18 protein-coding genes are annotated in these 22684 nt (G+C 42.0%); 8 read left to right on the top strand and 10 right to left on the bottom strand.

Annotated elements, in window-relative coordinates; genetic code table 11:
* Positions 1 to 17 precede the first annotated feature (17 nt).
* Positions 18 to 926: a UTP--glucose-1-phosphate uridylyltransferase GalU gene (galU, locus tag BLS46_RS09175; protein ID WP_093587116.1), complete on the top strand. Its 909-nt coding sequence runs from the start codon at positions 18 to 20 to the stop codon at positions 924 to 926.
* Between the two features lie 356 nt (positions 927 to 1282).
* Here galU and BLS46_RS09170 read toward each other — a convergent pair whose 3' ends face one another.
* The 6 genes from BLS46_RS09170 to pbp1b form a co-directional block, all read right to left on the bottom strand.
* Entirely contained in the window at positions 1283 to 1963 is a 681-nt protein-coding gene (locus BLS46_RS09170) for a rhomboid family intramembrane serine protease (protein ID WP_093587114.1), read from the bottom strand.
* Positions 1947 to 2486, bottom strand: a complete 540-nt coding sequence (locus tag BLS46_RS09165) for a 5-formyltetrahydrofolate cyclo-ligase (RefSeq protein WP_093587112.1) — start codon at positions 2484 to 2486, stop codon at positions 1947 to 1949. Before BLS46_RS09165 ends, BLS46_RS09170 begins: the two co-directional genes overlap by 17 nt.
* A gap of 11 nt (positions 2487 to 2497) precedes the next feature.
* Complete coding sequence (locus tag BLS46_RS09160) at positions 2498 to 3628, bottom strand: N-acetyldiaminopimelate deacetylase (protein WP_093587110.1); 1131 nt, start codon at positions 3626 to 3628, stop codon at positions 2498 to 2500.
* A gap of 67 nt (positions 3629 to 3695) precedes the next feature.
* Entirely contained in the window at positions 3696 to 4394 is a 699-nt protein-coding gene (gene dapD, locus BLS46_RS09155; RefSeq protein WP_093587108.1) for a 2,3,4,5-tetrahydropyridine-2,6-dicarboxylate N-acetyltransferase, read from the bottom strand.
* A gap of 85 nt (positions 4395 to 4479) precedes the next feature.
* Positions 4480 to 5388 (bottom strand): DMT family transporter, encoded by a 909-nt coding sequence (locus BLS46_RS09150; RefSeq protein WP_093587106.1) that lies wholly within the window; start codon positions 5386 to 5388, stop codon positions 4480 to 4482.
* 80 nt (positions 5389 to 5468) lie between these two features.
* A complete protein-coding gene (gene pbp1b / locus BLS46_RS09145; protein ID WP_093587104.1) occupies positions 5469 to 7931 on the bottom strand; it encodes a penicillin-binding protein PBP1B in 2463 nt (820 codons plus the stop codon).
* 140 nt (positions 7932 to 8071) lie between these two features.
* On the opposite strand from pbp1b, the gene tyrS reads away from it, so the two are divergent.
* Positions 8072 to 9328 carry a tyrosine--tRNA ligase gene (gene tyrS / locus BLS46_RS09140; protein ID WP_093587102.1) on the top strand — a complete coding sequence of 419 codons (1257 nt, stop codon included), beginning with the start codon at positions 8072 to 8074 and terminating at the stop codon, positions 9326 to 9328.
* 77 nt (positions 9329 to 9405) lie between these two features.
* On the opposite strand, the gene BLS46_RS09135 is transcribed toward tyrS, so the two are convergent.
* Together BLS46_RS09135 and BLS46_RS09130 are read right to left on the bottom strand one after the other, a co-directional pair.
* The gene (locus tag BLS46_RS09135) at positions 9406 to 11466 is read right to left on the bottom strand and encodes a heavy metal translocating P-type ATPase (protein WP_093587100.1); all 2061 of its coding nucleotides are present in this window, start codon (positions 11464 to 11466) and stop codon (positions 9406 to 9408) included.
* A 1-nt stretch (position 11467) separates the two neighbouring features.
* Positions 11468 to 11746, bottom strand: coding sequence for a DUF6110 family protein (locus BLS46_RS09130; RefSeq protein WP_000910910.1), 279 nt, complete (start codon positions 11744 to 11746; stop codon positions 11468 to 11470).
* Positions 11747 to 11897: 151 nt separating this feature from the next.
* Here BLS46_RS09130 and BLS46_RS09125 point away from each other — a divergent pair, with 151 nt between their 5' ends.
* Entirely contained in the window at positions 11898 to 12746 is an 849-nt protein-coding gene (locus BLS46_RS09125; RefSeq protein WP_093587098.1) for a putative RNA methyltransferase, read from the top strand.
* Between the two features lie 55 nt (positions 12747 to 12801).
* Here the strand turns inward: BLS46_RS09125 and glgP are convergent, their stop codons facing one another.
* Both glgP and malQ read right to left on the bottom strand, forming a co-directional pair.
* The gene (gene glgP / locus BLS46_RS09120) at positions 12802 to 15060 is read right to left on the bottom strand and encodes a glycogen/starch/alpha-glucan family phosphorylase (RefSeq protein ID WP_093587095.1); all 2259 of its coding nucleotides are present in this window, start codon (positions 15058 to 15060) and stop codon (positions 12802 to 12804) included.
* A gap of 24 nt (positions 15061 to 15084) precedes the next feature.
* Complete coding sequence (malQ, locus tag BLS46_RS09115; RefSeq protein ID WP_093587093.1) at positions 15085 to 16602, bottom strand: 4-alpha-glucanotransferase; 1518 nt, start codon at positions 16600 to 16602, stop codon at positions 15085 to 15087.
* Positions 16603 to 17077: 475 nt separating this feature from the next.
* Between malQ and BLS46_RS09110 the strand changes: the two genes are divergently transcribed.
* From BLS46_RS09110 to BLS46_RS09090, 5 genes are all read left to right on the top strand, one after another.
* Positions 17078 to 18346: an extracellular solute-binding protein gene (locus tag BLS46_RS09110; RefSeq protein WP_000095451.1), complete on the top strand. Its 1269-nt coding sequence runs from the start codon at positions 17078 to 17080 to the stop codon at positions 18344 to 18346.
* Positions 18347 to 18470: 124 nt separating this feature from the next.
* Complete coding sequence (locus BLS46_RS09105) at positions 18471 to 19763, top strand: sugar ABC transporter permease (protein ID WP_162284862.1); 1293 nt, start codon at positions 18471 to 18473, stop codon at positions 19761 to 19763.
* Between the two features lies 1 nt (position 19764).
* A complete protein-coding gene (locus BLS46_RS09100) occupies positions 19765 to 20607 on the top strand; it encodes a sugar ABC transporter permease (protein WP_001065640.1) in 843 nt (280 codons plus the stop codon).
* Positions 20608 to 20788: 181 nt separating this feature from the next.
* Positions 20789 to 21589, top strand: coding sequence for a DUF1189 domain-containing protein (locus BLS46_RS09095; RefSeq protein ID WP_093587091.1), 801 nt, complete (start codon positions 20789 to 20791; stop codon positions 21587 to 21589).
* Between the two features lie 9 nt (positions 21590 to 21598).
* Positions 21599 to 22585, top strand: a complete 987-nt coding sequence (locus BLS46_RS09090; protein WP_093587089.1) for a LacI family DNA-binding transcriptional regulator — start codon at positions 21599 to 21601, stop codon at positions 22583 to 22585.
* Positions 22586 to 22684 lie beyond the last annotated feature (99 nt).

Genomic DNA, 22684 nt, shown 5'->3' with positions numbered 1-22684 from the left:
TTATAGAAAGGAACATTATGAAACAAAAAGTCAGAAAAGCAGTCATCCCTGCAGCTGGATTGGGAACTCGTTTCCTCCCTGCAACTAAGGCCTTAGCCAAGGAAATGTTGCCAATCGTAGATAAACCAACCATCCAATTTATCGTTGAAGAAGCCCTCAAATCTGGAATCGAAGATATCTTGGTTGTTACTGGTAAGTCAAAACGTTCCATTGAGGACCACTTCGACTCAAACTTCGAATTGGAATACAACCTCAAAGAAAAAGGGAAAACGGATCTTTTGAAGCTAGTTGATGAAACAACTGGCATGCGTCTGCATTTTATCCGCCAAACTCATCCACGCGGTCTCGGAGATGCTGTTTTGCAAGCCAAGGCTTTCGTCGGAAATGAACCTTTTGTCGTGATGCTTGGGGATGACTTGATGGATATCACTAATGAAAAGGCTGTTCCGCTCACCAAACAACTCATGGATGACTATGAACGTACCCACGCGTCTACTATCGCTGTCATGCCTGTCCCTCACGATGAAGTATCTGCCTATGGGGTTATTGCTCCGCAAGGCGAAGGGAAAAACGGCCTTTACAGTGTTGAAACCTTTGTTGAAAAACCTGCTCCAGAGGACGCTCCTAGCGACCTTGCTATTATTGGACGCTACCTCCTCACGCCTGAAATTTTCCAAATCCTCGAAAACCAAGCTCCAGGTGCAGGAAATGAAATTCAGCTGACAGATGCAATCGATACCCTCAATAAAACACAACGTGTATTTGCTCGTGAGTTCAAGGGAGCTCGTTACGATGTCGGAGACAAGTTTGGCTTTATGAAAACATCCATCGACTACGCTCTGAGACACCCACAAGTCAAAGACGACTTGAAAGACTACCTCATCCAACTCGGAAAAGAGTTAGCTGGAGAGAAATTAAAAAAATAATCTATAACAAAAGAAGAACTAGGGTGGTTGACTATCCTGATTCTTTTTTTATTTGCACTCATCTCACCCCTGTACTTTGCCTATCATCGAAGAAAAGAATCGATAGGTCGAGCAGTTCCCACACTTATCTCTAATTATTTGCCAAATTTTGTGAAAGCACTATACTTCTGTTTGCTTTTTATAAAAATAGGAGTATACTAAGTTAGTATAATAAAGTAAAAAACACCGAATCGGTGCTCACTTTTTCAAGTTGTGTACGGACAAAGCCTTATTTTAACTCGCTGTGTTGTTTCGAATGGTTCAAATTCACATAAAAAGCTACTCATTTTTTGAGTAGCTTTTTAACTATTCCATCCCTACACATAACTCATCCCTTTGTAGAAAAGGAAAATGGCAAGTGCGACAAAAAGTACGGTTGCTCCGATTCGCTGGCTGGTACTATACATCTTTCTCTCCCATTTAACTGGAAAGATGACTGCTAGAAAGGCACCACCTACTGCGCCACCAATATGCCCTGCTAGGCTGATTCCTGGAATCAGAATACTTCCAATGATATTTATCACGAAAAGCGTCAGGTAGGATTGCCCTAACTGCTGGATATAGGGGCTGCGAGTCGCATAGCGCAAAACGATAATCGCAGCAAATAATCCATAGAGAGAGGTGGATGCTCCTGCTGCTAGGACTTTCGGTGTGAAAGCAAACACAAAGAGATTGCCCATCATTCCTGATAAGAGATAAAGAAGGAAAAATTGCTTAGAGCCGAAAATCTCCTCCACCTGTCGCCCAAGAAAGTAGAGTGAAATCATATTGACAATGAAATGTTCCCAACCAATATGCACAAATATAGCCGAAAAAAGGCGCCATATCTGCTCTGGGAACAGGCGAATGATCGGTCCATACATAGCTCCAAACTGAAACAGAGTTTTTGTCTGATCAAAGTTGATACCCGTAGTAATCAACATCAAGAGAAATACCAAAGCTGTCATTAGGAGAAAAAGACTAGTAACAGGGTAACGTTTATCAAAGATTTCCTTCATAGATTAGCACCTCCTGGACGGGAATATCGTGGTCTTCCGAGTTAAATTCTTGAACTTGACAAGGATAGATTGTGCTCATGGTCTGACCAGCAAAATTCTCCAAATAGCGGTCGTAGTAGCCTCCGCCATATCCGATCCGATAGCCCTCTTTCGTAAAAGCCAACCCTGGAACATGAATTAAATCAATCTGAGAGGCATCCACCACTTCCAAGTCCCCTTGGGGCTCCAGTAAACCAAAGGAAGTTTTTTTCAACTGCTGCGGATCGTAGACCACAAACTCCATGCGCCCCTTGGAATAGGTTTTGGGTATCAAAACCTTTTTGCCGTCCTTCAGCGCCTGGTCAATCAGTCCCTGCGTTTGAAATTCATGAGTGAAAGAGAGATAGGTTGCGATGGCTTTGGCTTCTTGGTAAACAGGATGATTCAAAAATCGTTCTGTTAAGGCTCGATCCATAGCAATTTTTTGCTTCTGAGGAACAGCCTTCATTTCTTGCAAGACTTGCTTACGTAATTTCGATTTCATAGACAATTCCTCTACTCCGCCGCCTTCTTTTGAAGAAAGCTAGAGACTGCTTCCACCCCGATGGCTAAGGTCTCTTCTTTAGGGCTCATCTGAGGATGATGAAGGGCGTAGGGACTATCGATACCCAGCCAGAACATAACCCCATCAACCTTCGAAAGGAGGTAACCAAAGTCCTCACCTGTCATAGCAGGCTCGATATCAATCAACTCGATTCCGTCTTTCTCTTCAAAAAAGTCCATCAGTTCACGCGCCAAGGCTGGATTATTCTCAACAGGTAGGTAGCCTCCTTGCTTGAGTTCTACTTCGACTTCCATATCAAAGGCTGCTGCAACCCCTTCTGCGACTGTCTTGACTCTTTTTTGTACCAAGAGGCTCATGTCCTGAGTCAAGGCCCGAATAGTTCCGTGTAAAAATGCTGTGTCTGTAATGACATTGTTGGTTGTTCCAGCTTGGAAAAGGCCAAAGGTCACCACCGCTCCCTCGATTGGATTGACATTGCGGCTGACAACTGACTGCACCTGGGTCACAAAGTAACTAGCAGCCACCAAGGCATCATTGGCCTCATGCGGAAAGGCTGCGTGTCCCCCTTTCCCTTTGAAACGGATCTTAACCTCGCAAGTCCCAGCAAAGAGCGTGTGAGTATTGGTCGCAATCTGGCCGACTTTCAGATCCGGACGAACATGGAGACCATAAAACTGGTCTGGCAACCAATCTCCAAAAGCACCATCCTCATACATGAGCATACCACCGGCTTCATTTTCTTCAGCAGGCTGAAATAGGAAGAGCAAATTATTCTTGGGTTGCTCCTCAAGGGCGCGCTCTAAACAGCCCAAGGCAATAGTCATGTGAAAATCATGGCCACAGGCATGCATGCGACCTTGGTGTTGAGAGGCGAAAGGCAGTCCTGTTTGTTCGACGATAGGCAGACCATCAATATCTGTCCTCCAACCAATAGTCTTCTTCGGCTGGCTTCCCTGCAAATAGACCAAAATCCCTGTCCGCCAAGTACGAACTTGAACAAAATTCTTGCCCGTAGTCAATTTCTCAATCACATCCAGCAAATAAGCCTGAGTCTTGAACTCCTCCAAGCCAATCTCTGGAATCTGGTGCAAATCTCGTCTGGTCTGAATCAAATCTAACATCTATCTGTCCTCCTATATAGCAGAAAGAGGCTGGAAAAAGGGTTCCGCCTCTTTTTTACTTTTACCATTACAAGGTACGAAGCGCATCCTCTAGCGCTGTTTTTTGTTGGGTTTGGGCATCAATCTCTTTGATAATGCGAGCTGGAACACCTGCCACTACCACATTTTCTGGGACATCTTGAGTCACGATAGCTCCTGCAGCGACAACTGAACCACTACCGATTTGGACTCCTTCGATAACCACTGCATTGGCTCCGATGAGAACATTGTCTCCAACACGGACTGGATCGGAACTAGCTGGCTCAATCACACCCGCCAAAACTGCACCGGCACCAACGTGGCTGTTTTTCCCAACGATGGCACGGCCACCAAGAATAGCACCCATATCAATCATGGTTCCAGCACCGATTTCAGCACCGATATTGATAACAGCTCCCATCATGATAACAGCATTGTCACCAATTTCCACCTGGTCACGGATAATAGCACCTGGCTCGATACGAGCGTTGATAGCACGTTTGTCTAGCAAGGGAACCGCCGAATTACGAGCATCTTGTTCGACAACATAGTCTTGATTTTCTACCAAACCTTCGAGAAGCGGAGCGACGTCCTTCCAGTCTCCAAATAGAACATTCCCTAGTTTGACAACAGAGCTAGGTAGAGCAGATGCGAGTTCTCCCTCAAAGGTTACTTTAACACTGGTTTTCTTTTCCGCATTGGCGATAAATTGAATGATTTCTTGGGCATTCATTTTTGTGGCAGTCATAGGCGCCTCCTGATTCATTATAATGATACCTATTCTACCAAAAAAGGCTTCAAATTTGAAGCCTTAAGCACTCGAACAGAACATTTTACCTTTCCTTCGTTTCCTCAATTGATAAGAAAACCATTGGAACGATAATCAAAATCATAGCCAAAGCTAGAAAACCATCCAAAACCATACCTAGAAATAGCACACTTAACAATGCGGAAGATAAAGGTTCACTGGCACTCACAACTGACACAACTAACGGTGAGACGAGTAGCACAGCCTTCATCGAAAGGAAGAAAGCAAAAGCCGTTCCAAACACAGCAATAGTAAAACAAATCAAAAGGCTCGTCACATCAAGTTGAAAGGTAATCTGATGAACAGGATAAAGAAAATTGCTAAAAACACCTGCTAGCAACATCCCCCAACCAACAGTTGGCACAAAACCATAGTCACGTGCAAAACGTTGAGGCAGAATAACGTTGAACATGACCCCTACAGCACTGAGTAGCCCTGTCACCAAAGCCAGAGGTGTCATTGATAGCTTGGATAAATCCCCTTTTGTAGCCATCAAAAAAACACCTAACATGGCAATCAAAACATAGAGAATCGCTGTGATAGAAGCCTTCTTCTGGTAGACAATGCGATTGTAAAACAAGATAAAAACTGGACTGATAAATTGCAAAATCGTTGCTGTCGTCGCATTTGAATATTCAACACAGAGATAGAAGAAAAACTGTACAGAAAAAATCCCCAGAATAGCGTAGGCTAAAAAAGGCAGATAGTTTTTCTTATTTCGCCAAATATCCAATAGTTGAAAGCGCAACTGAAAGGCAGATAAAAACAAGACCAAGCTACCCGCCAAAAGCAAACGCATGGAAGTGATCCAGCCAGACGACACCTGATAATGAGCGAAAAAATATTCTCCTAAAATACCACAAATCCCCCAGATTAGACCTGACAACAGTGAATATAGAGTTCCCTTAAAAATCTTCTTTTGATACTTATTCATTCTCCTATTGTAACACGAAATGAAAAAAGAAAAAAGTAGCACGAAACATAATATTAAATGAAACTTGCTACTTTTTTATTCTATCGATTTGATTGATTTGAGCGAGTTGATGAGCTTGTTCCCGAACTACCACTTGAACTTGGGAGAGTTGGGGTAGGAAGAGTGGGTAAACTTCCTAAAATGCTCTTCCAAGCATTTTGATAATCTGCATCGCTCCCTCCGATAGCAAAGCGGTAAGTGGTTACTGGCGCCCCTTCTTTAGTAGCCCAATAGCTCGTTACTGTAGAACCTGAAACGGTGACTTCTTTGCCATTGATTGTGACCTTGCCAGGTTTCTCTCCTGTCGATTTGAGGACTTGAGACTTGGTCACGCTTGGGTCTAGACTAAAGCGCTCATTCCCCCAAATGCCAGGGTCAGCTTGCTGAATAGCATTGACCAAGTGGGCCATATAGTTGGCATTGCGGTAGTGGCCTGCTCCTTTGGCTAGTGGTCGGTTGTCATCATGACCTAACCAGCCCCCTAGAGTCAAGCGTGGCGTAGAAAGCATGAGCCACATATTTTCATCTTCATTGGTCGTACCAGTCTTTCCAATCCAGTCAGCACGAGCCAGACTTGGATTGATAGAGGCCAAATCAGTCTGAAAGCTTGACGTAACTCGAGATGAGATCACCTCGCGAAGCAAACTCTGCATGATGGTCGCTGTCGCTTTTGAATAAACTTGGACAGGTTGACTTTTATGCTCATAAATCACTTGTCCCGTCGTCGATTCAATCTTGGAAATCATATGTTTCTTGTGGTAGACCCCATTATTAGCCAAGGTCTGATAACCATTGGTATGCTGGGCGACTGTAACATCAATCCCCCCACCCATCGGTAAACTTTCGATACCATATTCTGGGATTTCATACCCCATTTTTTCCATATAACCCTTGACATCAACGCCCTTCTCTCGAAGCGTACGATAAGTCCAGTAGGCTGGGATGTTCCATGAATAGTTGAGGGCTTCTCCCAAGGTCATCATCCCCGTACCAGGACTATTGACGTACATGATGGGATTACCATTTGAAAAGTTTGTCGGATAGTTAGACAAGATACTTGCACTTCCCATCAAACCTTGGTCAATCGCGATACCATAGGCCAGTATAGGCTTGGTGGTTGAAGCTGGAGAACGTTTGGTGTCAATGGCATGATTGTTCTGATTTTCTTGATAATTACGACCACCAACAAAGCCAAGAATGGCTCCCGTTTGGTTGTCCATGAGGACATTCCCTACTTCAGGCTGGCCTGTCGAATCATCCAGCAGATATCCGTAGGTCGCAACCGCATTTTGCATCGCAGCATGAACATTTTTATTAATAGTTGTCGTAATCTTATACCCACCATTCTCAATTTCCTTGGTTGCTAGGTCATGATAAGCCTTCTGGATGGACTCATTCTTTAACTCTTGAGCAGAGACGTGGTCCCTCTCAACTAGATAATCATACATCCGATCGGTAGCTTCTGCCAAGGTTGCAAAGTAAAGATAGTCGCGTGAGCTTCCGTTGACACTACCTGATGGTAGGAAGTCTTGCTTAAAGTCATAATCCTTGTACTTGTCGTAATCTTCCTGGCTCAGAGCACCTGTCCGGTACATATTGTAGAGGACATCCTTGGCACGCTTGATACCCAAAGCCATATCCTCATCACTCTTCATACTGCCATCAGATTCATAAGGGGAATAACTAATCGGACTCTGTGGTAAGCCTGCGATAAAGGCCGCTTGAGGTATCGTCAAATCTGAAGCATTAACACCGAAAATTCCTTCTGCAGCTTGCTGGGCACCTGCAATATTTTGACCTTTGTGATTGCGACCGAAAGGAGCAATATTCAGATAGGTTGTCAGAATTTCTTCCTTGCTCATGACACGCTCCAAGGCAAGAGCATCTACGATTTCTGTCGCCTTACGAGCCAAGGTCGGAGCATCCCCTACCACCTGTTGCTTGATGACCTGCTGGGTCAAGGTCGAACCACCACTGGACGACCCTAGACCGACAAAGGTTCCCAAGGTCGCACGAATAACGGCCTTAGGTACAACTCCCTTGTGCTCATTGAAATGCTCATCCTCTGTCGCAACAATAGCTTTCTTAAGGTTGTCTGAGATAGCATCCGAAGCAACTGAAGTGCGCAACAAATCGCCCTCGATCGAGGCAATGGTACTCCCGTCAGAATAGGTGATTTCTGAGATAGAGGCAATATCCTTTACTTGTTTAACCAACTCTTCTGCTTGAGGAACCTGAGCCTTGTCAAATAGAGCGACTCCATAACCCATAGCCACACCAGCGCCAAACAGTCCACCGATAAAACCTAAGATAAAGAGAGTGTTAAAGACTATTTTAAACCCACTCAAAATCTTAGCCAAAATAGACCCCGCCCTTCTGACATTGTCAGAAGAAGCCACTTTCTTATCAGTCTTTTTACTTGCTTGTTTTTTCTTCCATTTGGCAGTTAGTTGCTGGAAAAAATGCAGCAACTTTGTTTTTAATTCACTGTTTCTTTTTTTCATGAATGTCCTCACTTTCTTTATTATACCATAAAAGGAAAACTTTCAATAAAATAGCCACTTTCTTCCCTATTCCACTAGGCTATTGCCCAAGTTTGTGATACAATAGGTAGAAACAATATTTTATAAAGGAGAAAAGACATATGCACATTTTTGATGAGCTAAAAGAGCGTGGTTTGATTTTTCAAACGACTGATGAAGAAGCTTTGCGTAAAGCCCTAGAAGAAGGTCAAGTTTCTTATTATACCGGCTACGATCCAACTGCTGACAGCCTTCACCTAGGTCACCTTGTCGCAATCTTGACAAGTCGTCGTTTGCAACTAGCAGGTCACAAACCTTATGCGCTCGTTGGCGGTGCTACAGGTCTCATCGGAGATCCGTCCTTCAAAGATGCTGAGCGTAGTCTCCAAACAAAAGACACAGTAGATGGCTGGGTCAAGTCTATCCAAGGACAACTTTCTCGTTTTCTTGACTTTGAAAATGGGGAAAATAAAGCTGTCATGGTCAACAACTACGACTGGTTTGGCAGCATCAGCTTCATTGACTTCCTTCGTGATGTCGGAAAATACTTCACTGTCAACTACATGATGAGTAAAGAGTCTGTAAAAAAACGGATCGAAACAGGAATTTCTTACACAGAGTTTGCCTACCAAATCATGCAAGGTTATGACTTCTATGTCCTTAACCAAGACCACAACGTAACCCTTCAAATCGGTGGTTCTGACCAGTGGGGAAATATGACCGCTGGTACCGAATTGCTTCGTCGTAAGGCTGATAAGACAGGCCACGTTATCACAGTTCCCCTCATCACAGATGCGACTGGTAAGAAATTTGGTAAATCAGAAGGAAACGCAGTCTGGCTCAACCCTGAAAAGACTTCTCCATACGAAATGTACCAATTCTGGATGAACGTGATGGACGCTGACGCTGTTCGCTTCTTGAAGATCTTTACTTTCTTGACACTCGATGAGATTGAAGATATCCGCAAGCAGTTTGAAGCAGCTCCACACGAACGCTTGGCTCAAAAAGTCCTCGCTCGTGAAGTGGTGACTCTTGTTCACGGAGAAGAAGCTTACAAAGAAGCCCTTAACATCACCGAGCAACTCTTTGCAGGAAACATCAAAAACCTTTCTGTCAAAGAACTCAAACAAGGACTTCGTGGAGTGCCAAACTACCAAGTACAAGCTGACGAAAATCACAATATCGTGGAACTACTTGTATCTTCTAGCGTGGTCAATTCAAAACGCCAAGCTCGTGAAGATGTTCAAAACGGAGCTATCTACGTCAACGGTGACCGTATCCAAGACCTTGACTATGTCTTGAGCGACGCAGACAAGCTCGAAAACGAACTAACTGTTATCCGCCGCGGGAAGAAAAAATACTTTGTGTTGACTTACTAAACTGTTCAACATTTATCTATAAATAAAGGAGTTACCCTCGAGAAAGGTAACTCCTTTTTGCTGTGAATAGTCCCCACCTATCCCTTAATAGACAAACTACGCAGGACTATGCGCAAGGTTGTTAGATTATGTAAGATAGAGAGATTTGAAGGACTGAGCCAATTAAACAAGCCAAAGCCAATCAAACTACTATTTACGACAACAGTATCTTGAATATTCTTCTTGATAAGTGTTTGCAAAGATGATGATAGCAAATCCAACTCTTGGAAGAAATCCAAGCGATTATCTAACAATAAGATATCACTCATTTGCTTAGAAATATCTGCACTCTCATTCATCACCACACCGATATCTGATAGGGTTAGAGCCGCTGAGTCATTCAATCCATCTCCAACCATCAAAATCGTGTGACCTGCTTTCTGCAGTTCCTCTACTAACTCAAATTTCCCATCAGGTTTCAAGTCTGTATAGACCTGATCAAAGGGCAAATCTTTGACTAATTCCTCTGTCCTAACCAAGGTGTCCCCTGTTGCCAGAATCAATTTTTTCCCTTGTGCCTTAAGTTTCTCCAAGGCTGCTTTTGCTTCTTTTCTCAAAGGAGTATGAATGCAGAACATTCCAATCAATTCATTCTGATAAGCCAAGAATAAGAGATTGTAGTGACTCTTGTACTCTTCAATTAAAGCATTTTGTTCTGAACTGATATGAATCTGCTCATCCTGCATCAAGACATAATTCCCAATAAGAACTGGTTGGCCATCTATATGAGATTTGATCCCCTTGCTTGCAATATATTGGAGTTTCCCATGCATTTCCTCATGTTCAATTCCCTCTATCTCAGCTTGCTTGACGATGGCATTAGCAATAGGATGATAAATGTGTTCCTCAAGACAGGCACTGATTCTGAGAATATCTTCCTCACTATAGTCCCCAAAAGGTAACACCTTTTCAACTATAGGATAACTAGTTGTGATTGTTCCCGTCTTATCAAACAAGAAAGTATCAACTTCCAGATATTTCTCCAGAACATCCCCATCCTTAATCACCATTTCACGGTTCAACCCCTCCTTGATAGCTGTCAAATAAGCTACAGGAGTAGAGATTTTCAAAGCGCAGGAGAAATCGACTAATAGGAAAGAAATAGCCTTAGAAAAAGAACCTGTTAATAGGTAAGTTAGCCCAGCCCCCAAGAAATTATATTTGACGACCTTATCCGCCATCTTGATGAAATAGCGTTGTTTCGTTTTCTTGTTTTCTTCAGATTTCTTCATTAACTCAATCAGTTGTAAAATCCGGCTGTTCATCTGATTATCGGTTACACGAATGCGTAACTCTCCAGTTTCTAATACTGTATTTGCACAAACCAAATCAGACTCTCTTTTTTCAACTGGAAAACTCTCTCCCGTCAAGGAACTTTCGTTGACCATACCTAAACCTGAAACTACTTGTCCATCAAACAGAATTTCATTTCCTTGAGATAGGACCAAGACATCTCCTATTTGAACATCGGAACTCTTGATACTAACAACCGTATCGCCCTGTACTAAGAATACGTCGCTCTCTTTTGCAAGAAGGCTTTGTTCTAAATCTGTTGCAGTTTTTTTCAAAGACCACTGATCTAAATGATTCCCCAAATCAAGCATAAACATGATATTGCTAGCTGTCTTGGATTGGTTCATAAACAAGGACAATAAAATCGCCGAACAGTCCAAGACTTCCATCGTTAGTTCCTTACGCGCTAGTGTTTGATAGGCTTCTCTAATATAACCCAAAGCCTGATAACAAGTCCATATATAGCGAATAGGATACGGCACAAAACTACGAAAAAGTACACGCTTAATCGCTGCACCTGAAACAATAGAATAAGCACTCTCTTCTCTACGAATGGGAAGAGTCATCAACTCAGAAACTTTCCCTTTATCAATTCTTTTTAAAAAGGCTTCTGCATTATCTAATACAGAAAAGCCTTCTTTTATGCGTAGAGTAAAGTGCTGTTGATCCATGTAAAACTGGATAGACTCAATCCCCTTTTCATCTCTCGCCAAGGAACGAAGATAGTCTTGAATATCCAAGGTGAGTGAAAAAGAAGATGATAGTCGGATATGTTGGTATCCTCTATGTAGCACTTTAAAAGACATATTATTCTCCTATAAGGCTATCTAATTGCTCTTCTTTTTTCTCTTGCTCGTACAAATATTTGGCATCTTGCAAGACATCGTCTCCATGTTGTTTCACAACAGAAACAGATGCATCTAGCCCGTCTTTCAACTTGTAAGCCTTAGCCAAAGCTTTAGAATAACCTTTTTTAGCTTCCTTACTTGCCAAGATTTTCAAACCAAGGGTACCAAATGCGACACCACCCAAAAAGAGTGATGATTTTTTCGCAACTTTTGCAACGGTTAATACTTCTTTTAACATACTTATTTCCTCCTTATCATTATTATATAGAAATTTAGATATAAAAGCAATTTTATTCTATAAATTGGAGAATTAGTTTTATTTCTACTGAATCTCCCATCTACTTATTTCTAAAGTTGCTTTCATTTGCCTCTTTTGATACACTTAAACTATGAATACAAACCTCAAACCCAAACTTCAGCGTTTTGCTTCTGCGACTGCCTTTTCCTGCCCTATCTGCCAAGAAAATCTGGCCTTGGTAGAGTCTAGCCTCAAGTGTAGCAACCGCCATTCTTTTGATCTGGCAAAATTCGGCTATGTCAACTTGGCTCCGCAAATCAAGCAATCTGCCAACTACGACAAGGAAAACTTCCAAAACCGCCAGCAAATTCTTGAAGCTGGTTTTTATCAGGCTATTTTAGAAGGTATCTCGGACTTACTAACAACTAATCCATCCGCAAAAACAGTCTTGGATATCGGTTGTGGCGAAGGTTTCTACTCTCGTAAACTCCAAGAAAGTCACTCTGACAAAACCTTTTACGCCTTTGATATTTCAAAAGATTCCGTTCAAATCGCTGCCAAGAGCGAACCAAACTGGGCGGTCAACTGGTTTGTCGGCGACCTGGCTCGTCTTCCTATAAAAGACGCCAGCATGGATATCCTGCTTGATATCTTCTCGCCTGCCAACTATGGGGAATTCCGTCGCGTTTTATCCAAAGACGGTATTTTGATCAAGGTCATCCCAACTGAAAATCACCTCAAAGAAATCCGTCATATGGTGCAGGACCAGCTGACAAAGAAGGACTATTCCAATCAAGATATCAAAGAACATTTTCAAGAACACTTCAGTATCCAATCTAGCCAAATAGCTTCCCTAACCAAACCCATCACAGCGGAGCAACGCCAAGCCCTGCTTGCCATGACACCCTTACTCTTTCACGTTGACCATACTAAGATTGACTGGAGCCAACTGACAGAGATTACCATCGAAGCAGAGATTCTAGTTGGGAAAGTACTGTAAATTAGTTTAAACTATGAAAAAACGCATCTTAAAAGATGCGTTTTTTTATTTAATCTTAGTTCAAGTGCCAGATATCTTCGTTGTACTGAGCAATTGTACGGTCAGATGAGAAGAATCCTGCTTTAGAAATGTTAACGATGACTTTATCCAACCATGCGTCACGGTCTTCGTAATCAGCAAGCATTTGCTCTTTGACTTTGATGTAGTCTTCCAAGTCTAGGAGAGTCATGAACCAGTCTTTGTTAATCAATTCGTTGTAAAGACGTTCCAAGCGTTCTTTCTTACCTACTGCAAGAACAGCATCGCTCACGATGAAGTCAACCAAAGGTTTGATAGCTTCACGAGCGTAGAATTCGCTTGACTTGTAAGCTGCTTTTGCGTAAAGGTCGATAACAGTTTCTGAATCTTCACCGAAGATGTAGATGTTTTCGTCACCAACCAATTCAGCGATTTCCACGTTAGCTCCGTCCATAGTACCAAGAGTCAAAGCTCCATTCAACATGAATTTCATGTTACCAGTACCTGAAGCTTCTTTAGAAGCAAGTGAGATTTGTTCTGAGATATCACATGCTGGGATGAGGAAGCTTGCTGCAGTAACATTGTAGTTTTCAACCATTACGACTTGCAAGTGTGGAGCTACTGCTGGGTCGTTAGCAATCACTTCTGACAAGCAAAGGATTAAGTGAATGATGTCTTGGGCAATTGTGTAGGCAGGAGCTGCTTTACCACCAAAGAAGACTGTGATTGGACGAGCAGGGATGTTACCAGCCTTGATATCAAGGTATTTGTGGATGACATACAAAGCGTTCATTTGTTGGCGTTTGTACTCGTGAAGACGTTTGATTTGGATATCAAAGATAGAGTTTGTATTGATTTCCACACCTTGATGTTCTTTCAAGTGACGAGCCAATTTACGTTTGTTGTGAGCTTTGATGCTTTCCAATTTTTCTTTGACAGCAGCCTTGTCTTCGTATGACAAGAGTTTTTCAAGCTCATCTGCTTCATGGTGCCAACCACGGCCAATAATCTCATCCAAGTAGTGAGACAAGCTTGGGTTAGCATGCATGAGCCAACGACGGAATGTAATACCGTTTGTTTTGTTGTTGAATTTTTCTGGGTAAAGGTCGTAGAAAGCTTTCAACTCTGAGTTCTTCAAGATTTCAGTGTGAAGAGCTGCAACCCCGTTTACGCTGTATCCGTAGTGGATATCCATGTGAGCCATGTGAACACGTCCGCTCTCGTCGATGATTTGAACAGCTGGATCTTTGTATTCTGCCTTCACACGACGGTCCAATTCTTCGATGATTGGTACCAAGTGAGGAACCACTTCTTCCAAGAATTCAAGAGGCCATTTTTCAAGGGCTTCAGCAAGGATTGTGTGGTTAGTGTAGGCAGTCATGCTACGTACGATTGAGATTGCTTCATCAAGTTCGATACCACGCGCAGTCAAGAGACGGATCAATTCAGGGATCACCATTGATGGGTGAGTATCGTTGATTTGTACAACTGCGTAGTCCGCAAGGTCATGCAAGTTGCTCCCTTTTTCGATTGCTTCGTCGATGATCAATTGCGCACCGTTTGAAACCATGAAGTATTGTTGGAAGATACGGAGCAATTCACCTTGCTTGTCGCTGTCGTCTGGGTAAAGGAAGAGAGTCAAGTTGCGAGCGATATCTGTCTTATCAAAGTTGATACCATCTTCGATGATGGAAGAATCAACTGAATCCAAGTCAAACAAACGCAAGCGGTTTTTAGTAGCTGTCTTGTAACCAGGTACATCGATATCGTAAAGAGTAGATGTCAATGTGAAGTGTGCAAATGGCACTTGGTAGCTACGACTTGAGCGAACCAACCAGTTTTGCTCTGTCAACCAAGCGTTAGGAATTGTTTCTTGTTGGTTGTTTTTAAGAACTTGTTGGAAAAGACCGAAGTGGTAGTTCAAACCAACACCGTCACCATTCAAACCAAGTGTAGCGATTGAGTCGATAAAGCAAGCTGCCAAACGTCCCAAACCACCGTTACCAAGTGATGGTTCCAATTCTACTTCTTCGATTTCGATCAACTCTTTACCAGCATCTGCAAGTTCTTTTTTCACGTCATCGTAAAGACCAAGGTTGATCAAATTGTTTGACAAGAGTTTACCGATCAAGAACTCAGCTGAGATGTAGTAAACTTTTTTCTTACCAGTGTTAACTGGTTTTTGGCTGCTTGCAAGTTTGCTGTAGTTGAGAAGAGCAAGGTAAAGCTCTTCATTGCTACATTCTGCAATGGTTTTATTGTAACGTTTTTGTACAAATTCTTTTAATGGTAACATGTTTATGTGTCTCCTGATAATGTCTTATTTCTTTAATTCTACCAAATTTTCATTGATTCGGCGATAAATTGTAGTCAAGTCAAGCAAAGTTTCTTCAACAGCTGGTGTGAGTTGATCTGCTGTCATACGCCATGACCAGTTTCCACCAAGGGTAGATGGGAAGTTCATACGAGCTGACTCATCTAGTTCTAACAAGTCTTGCATGGTTGCAATAGCCATGAAGCTAACGGATGAAAATACTGTGCGAAGCATTGCATGTGGCACTGTTTCGTACTCTTTACGGTTCGTGTAACGAGCCATGTATTCACGAGTTGGATCGTCGATCTCATTACGGTACCAACCAAGGACCGTATTGTTATCATGTGTTCCTGTGTACATAACTGAGTTAGCTGGTGCCAAGTGTGGGCTATCAATACTTTCGTCTTCTGGATTGAAGGCAAATTGAAGAATCTTCATTCCTGGGAATCCAGTGCGTTCACGCAACTCGATGACTTCATCTGTCATGAAACCAAGGTCTTCTGCGATGATGTTTAGCTCACCAAGCTCTTCCTTAACGGCTGCGAAGAGTTTGTAGCCTGGACCCTTCACCCATTTACCAGGTGCCGCTGTTTCAGAGCCAGCTAGGATTTCCCAGTAAGATTCGAAACCACGGAAGTGGTCGATACGAACGATATCGTAGATCTTGAAGCTTTCGCGCAAGCGTTCAATCCACCATTTGTAACCGTCTTTGTCCATTGCTTCCCAGTCATAGATTGGGTTCCCCCAAAGTTGACCAGTTGCAGAAAACTCATCTGGTGGGCATCCTGCGATGCAAGTTGCTTTACCATTGGCATCTGTCTTGAAGAGGTGTGGATTTGCCCACATGTCGCTTGAATCTTCCGCTACATAGATAGGCATATCTCCAACGATTTCGATGTGGTTGTCGTTAGCATAAGCTTTCAATTTCAACCATTGTTGGAAGAAGAAGTATTGAGTCACACGATGGTAAACCAACTTGTCTGCCAATTTCTCACGGTAGCTTTCAAGTGCTGAAGCTTTACGCGCACGAGCATCTGCGTCTGGCCATTCTGTCCAAGCAAGATTGTCAAAATGCTCTTTAATCGCCATATACTCTGCAAAGAGTTCAAGCCATGATTGGTTGTCTTGAGCAAATTTCTCAAACTCTTTGACATCACCCACTTCCAAGAAGCGTTTAACTGCTTTTTCTAAAAGCGGACGACGTGCGTAGTAAATCTTCGCATAGTCAACTTCAGATGCATCACTACCAAAGTCAACACCTTCAAGATCACTGGCTTCGAGCAAGCTTTGCTCTACCAAGATATCAAGGTCAATAAAATGCGTATTTCCAGCAAAGGCTGAGAATGATTGGTATGGAGAATCTCCATAGCTTGTTGTCCCAAGAGGGAGGATTTGCCAGTAACGTTGCTTCGTACGAACCAAGAAATCAACGAAATCATAGGCAGTCTGACCAAATGATCCAATCCCGTATGCTCCTGGTAGAGAAGAGATGTGCATCAACACACCACTTTGACGTTTTTTCATAATAGCACCTCATGTGTTTGTTATAAAACGTTGCGCAATCAAGGCGCAAACGTTTGCGTTAAGTTAAGTATAGCGCATTTTAAACACAAATGCAAGCGTTTTTAAAAAATTTTTTTGAATTATTTTAATCAACCAAAACTTGTTCCCACTGATATTTTATGAAATGAGCGAAAAAATTTTTAAAAATTTTCTGATTTAAGATAATTCATTCCAAACATCTGCTCTATTTTCTGAAAAATCGATCCAAATTTACGCAATCGTTTCCCTAATATATTTTCAATTCAAGAAAAACAAATATTTTAAGTTCTTTCTTATATAAGGGCTTTAACAAATGTTTGAAACCTTAAAATTTTTTTAAAATTTTTTCTAAAAATACTTGCAACCGTTTTCTGTTTGTGCTATACTAGGCACATAAAAGAAAACGTTTGCGTTTTCTCATTAAATTATTTTTGTTATTCTTTAGGAGGAATACACTATGTCATCTAAATTCATGAAGAGCGCTGCTGTGCTCGGAACTGCTACTCTTGCTAGCTTGCTCTTGGTAGCTTGCGGAAGCAAATCGGCTGATAAAGCGGCTGATACTAGCTCTTCAGAAGCAAAAGAACTCACTTTCTATGTTGAAGACCAATATAAAGCCTTTGCTGAATCAGCTGCAAAAGCTTATGAAAAAGAAGCAGGTGTAAAAGTTACTATCAAAACAGGAGACCAAATGGGTGGTCTTGACAATCTTTCACTTGACAACCAATCTGGTAAAGCTGCTGACGTTATGATGGCTCCATACGACCGTGTAGGTAGCCTTGGTACTGACGGACAACTTTCTGAAGTTACTCTTAGTGACGGAGCGAAAACAGACGATAAAACAAAATCTCTTGTAACTGTTGGTGGTAAAGTGTATGGTGCTCCAGCCGTTATCGAATCACTCGTTTTGTACTACAATAAAGACTTGCTAAAAGAAGCTCCTAAAACTTTTGCTGATTTAGAAAACCTTGCTAAAGATAGCAAATACGCTTTCGCTGGTGAAGATGGTAAAACAACTGCCTTCCTTGCTGACTGGACAAACTTCTACTACTCATATGGACTTCTTGCTGGTAATGGTGCTTACGTATTCGGCCAAAACGGTAAAGATCCTAAAGACATCGGACTTGCAAACGAAGGTGCAATTACAGCTATCAACTACGCTAAATCTTGGTATGAAAAATGGCCTAAAGGTATGCAAGATACTGAAGGAGCTCCAAACTTAATTCAAACTCAATTCCAAGAAGGTAAAACTGCTGCTATCATCGATGGACCTTGGAAAGCTCAAGCATTCAAAGATGCTAAAGTAAACTACGGTGTTGCGACTATCCCAACTCTTCCAAACGGTAAAAACTACGAAACATTCGGTGGTGGTAAAGCTTGGATCATTCCATCAAGCACTAAGAACCTTGAAGCTGCTCAAAAATTTGTAGACTTCCTTGTATCAACTGAACAACAAAAAGCCTTCTACGATGCAACCAACGAAATCCCAGCTAACACAGAAGCTCGTACTTATGCTGAAGGTAAAAAAGATGAGTTGACAACAGCTGTTATCGAACAGTTCAAGAACGCTCAACCAATGCCAAACATCTCACAAATGTCAGCTGTTTGGGACCCAGCTAAAACAATGCTCTTTGAAGCTGTAAGTGGTAAAAAAGATGCGAAAACAGCTGCTAACGATGCTGTAACATTGATCAAAGAAACAATCAAACAAAAATTTGGTGAATAATTGATTTGTTCAAGGGGGGTGGAAGTGAAATCCCCCTTTGAATGTATAGATGCGCTTCTCATCAGATATGCGTATCTTGCGATTGAACCCGAGTTTTATCTCGCATCCTATGAAAGGAGTAATCATGGAAAAACAACAGCCTCGCAAAGCAGCCTTGCTGTCAATCATTCCTGGTTTAGGACAAATCTATAACAAACAAAAAGCTAAAGGATTTATTTTCCTTGGTGTTACTGTTTTATTTGTTCTGTATTTTCTAACACTTGCAAGCCCTGAATTGAGCAATTTGATCACACTTGGTGTGAAACCAGGTCGTGATAATTCACTTTTCATGCTGATTCGTGGTGCTTTTCACTCTATCTTTGTTGTCGTTTACTTGCTCTTTTATATCTTTAATATCAAGGATGCACATACGACTGCTAAACGTATCAACAACGGTATTCCTGTAGCTCATACCTTCAAGGATATGATTAAAGGTATTTATGAGAATGGATTCCCATACCTTTTGATTATCCCATCGTATGTAGCGATGACATTTGCGATTATCTTCCCAGTTATCGTAACCTTGATGATTGCCTTTACCAACTATGACTTCCAACACTTGCCACCAAACAAATTGTTGGACTGGGTTGGTTTGACGAACTTCACAAACATCTGGAGCTTGAGCACCTTCCGTTCAGCCTTTGGTTCTGTTCTTTCTTGGACCATTATCTGGGCCTTGGCTGCCTCTACCTTGCAGATTGTCATTGGTATCTTTACAGCAATCATTGCTAACCAACCATTTATCAAAGGAAAACGTATCTTCGGTGTTATTTTCCTTCTTCCTTGGGCTGTTCCAGCTTTCATCACTATCTTGACATTCTCAAACATGTTTAATGATAGTGTCGGTGCCATCAACACCCAAGTCTTGCCTCTTTTGTCTAAGGTCCTTCCCTTCCTAGATGGAGCTCTTATCCCTTGGAAAACAAATCCAACTTGGACTAAGGTTGCCTTGATTATGATGCAAGGTTGGCTAGGATTCCCATACATCTACGTTTTGACCTTGGGTATCTTGCAGTCTATTCCTAACGACCTCTACGAAGCGGCTTACATCGATGGTGCTAATGCTTGGCAAAAATTCCGCAACATCACTTTCCCTATGATCTTGGCTGTTGCAGCACCAACATTGATCAGCCAATACACCTTCAACTTTAACAACTTCTCTATCATGTATCTCTTTAATGGTGGAGGTCCTGGTACTGTCGGAGGCGGAGCTGGTTCAACTGATATCTTGATTTCATGGATTTACCGTTTGACAACAGGTACATCTCCTCAATACTCTATGGCGGCAGCTGTTACCTTGATTATCTCAATCATTGTCATCTCTATCTCTATGATCGCATTCAAGAAACTACACGCATTTGATATGGAGGACGTCTAAGATGAATAACTCAATCAAACTCAAACGTAGACTGACTCAAACCCTCACTTACCTCTACTTGATTGGCCTATCAATCGTGATTATCTACCCACTTTTGATCACCATCATGTCCGCCTTCAAAGCAGGTAACGTCGCAGCCTTTAAACTAGATACTAACATCGACTTCAATTTTGATAACTTTAAAGGACTCTTTACTGAAACCTTATACGGCACTTGGTACCTTAATACTTTGATTATTGCCTTTATCACAATGGCTGTTCAAACAAGTATCATCGTACTTGCAGGTTACGCCTACAGTCGTTACAACTTCTTGGCTCGTAAGCAAAGTTTGGTCTTCTTCTTGATTATCCAAATGGTGCCAACTATGGCCGCTTTGACAGCCTTCTTCGTTATGGCACTTATGTTGAACGCCCTTAACCATAGCTGGTTCCTCATCTTCCTCTATGTCGGTGGAGGTATCCCGATGAATGCTTGGCTCATGAAAGGCTACTTCGATACCGTGCCAATGTCTCTAGACGAATCTGCAAAACTAGATGGTGCTGGACACTTCCGCCGCTTCTGGCAAATTGTTCTCCCACTCGTTCGCCCAATGGTGGCTGTACAAGCTCTATGGGCCTTCATGGGACCTTTCGGAGACTACATTCTCTCTAGTTTCTTGCTTCGTGAGAAAGAATACTTTACTGTTGCCGTTGGTCTCCAAACCTTCGTTAGCAATGTGAAAAACATGAAGATCGCCTACTTCTCAGCAGGTGCTATCCTCATCGCCCTTCCAATCTGTATTCTCTTCTTCTTCCTACAAAAGAACTTTGTTTCAGGACTTACAAGTGGTGGCGACAAGGGATAATTTATCCCCGCCACCCTTTTTTCATTTTGGAGCTTGTTTGTAAAGTTAAAAGATTAGACACAAGACCACAAATAGTAGCAAAATCCGCTTTTCAAAAAGCAATTTCTCTACTAGACTTGAAATAAAGCACATTTCTCTATATAATAATACTCATATAGAAAACACTTTTAGAAAGATGCCTATGCTTCCATATCCATTCTCGTATTTCTCTAGTATCTGGGGATTTCGTAAGCCCCTATCAAAACGTTTCGGCCTCAACTGGTTTCAGCTTCTCTTTACTAGCATTTTCCTCATCAGTTTGTCTATGGTTCCAATTGCCATTCAAAACAGCTCTCAGGAGACGTATCCACTGGATACTTTTATCGATAATGTCTACACTCCACTGACAGATGAAGCCATCATGGACTTGTCAGAGAATGTACAAATCGTAGATGGAAAGCTGAACTACTCAGGCACTAAGAATCAGCAGCCTTCTCTTTTGATTGGTCCAAGCCAAAGCAAAGAATTGCCAAAGGACCTACAACTTCATTTTGATACGGAAGAACTCATCATCAGTAAGGAAAGTAAAGAGCTGACTCGTATTCGCTACCACGCGATTCAAACGGAGAGTTTCCAGAGTAAGGAAGATCTGACCCAGGCCATTTCTAAAGATTGGTACCAACAAAATCGGGTCTATATCAGTCTCTTTCTCGTTCTTGGTGCAAGCTTCCTCTTTGGATTGAATTTCTTCATTGTCTCTCTTGGAGCTAGTCTTCTCCTTTATATCACCAAAAAATCACGCCTCTTTTCATTTAGAACCTTTAAAGAGTGCTACCATTTTATCTTGAACTGTTTAGGATTACCAACTTTGATTACGCTTATTTTGGGACTTTTTGGCCAAAATATGTCAACACTTATCACTGTACAGAACATTCTTTTTGTTCTTTATCTGGTCGCTATCTTTTATAAAACACATTACCGCGATCCAGATTATCATAAATAGGAGATTTTTATGCCCGTTACGATTAAAGATGTGGCCAAGGCTGCAGGTGTCTCACCTTCAACCGTAACCCGCGTTATTCAAAACAAATCAACAATTAGTGATGAAACCAAAAAACGAGTCCGCAAGGCTATGAAGGAACTTAACTACCATCCCAATCTCAATGCTCGTAGCCTAGTTAGCAGCTATACTCAAGTTATCGGTTTGGTATTGCCTGACGACTCGGATGCCTTCTACCAAAACCCTTTCTTCCCATCTGTCCTACGAGGAATCGCCCAAGTCGCATCTGAAAACCACTATGCTATTCAGATCGCGACGGGGAAAGATGAGAAGGAACGCCTCAATGCCATCTCACAAATGGTCTATGGGAAACGTGTCGACGGTCTGATCTTCCTCTATGCTCAAGAAGAAGATCCACTGGTGAAGCTCGTAGCGGAGGAACAGTTCCCTTTCCTTATCCTCGGAAAATCCATTTCACCCTTTATCCCTCTTGTTGATAATGACAATGTCCAAGCCGGTTTTGATGCAACTGAGTATTTCATCAAAAAAGGATGCAGACGGATCGCCTTTATCGGAGGAACCAAGAAACTTTTCGTTACACAAGACCGTCTAAGAGGTTACGAATTGGCACTCAAACAACACCAACTTCCGATTGATACCCACTTAACCTACTTTGCGACCGAATTTCTGGAAGAAAAAGGTTATCAATTCAGTGAACTCCTGTTCAATCACGATCCGCAGATTGACGCTATCATCACAACCGATAGTCTCCTAGCAGAAGGAGTTTGTGACTACATCAGTAAGCATCAGTTAACTGTTCCTGTCTTGAGTTTCGACTCTGTCAACCCTCGACTTGACCTCGTAGCTTATGTCGATATCAATAGTCTGGAACTTGGGCGCGTTTCCTTTGAAACGATTTTACAGATCATTAATGACGCAAAAAACAACAGACAAATCTGTTACCGCCAATTGATTGCCCACAAAATTATCGAAAAATAAAAACCAGCTCCAGTGAACTGCACCCCAAAAGTTAGACAGAAAAAATCTAACTTTTGGGGTGTTTTTATTATGAAATTGAGTTATGAAGATAAAGTTCAG

Origin of the sequence: Streptococcus sp. NLAE-zl-C503, from assembly GCF_900104285.1 — a bacterium.
Classification (GTDB): Bacteria; Bacillota; Bacilli; order Lactobacillales; family Streptococcaceae; genus Streptococcus.
The sequence above is the reverse complement of the archived record's forward strand: the minus strand, read 5'-3'. Positions and strand labels throughout refer to the sequence as shown.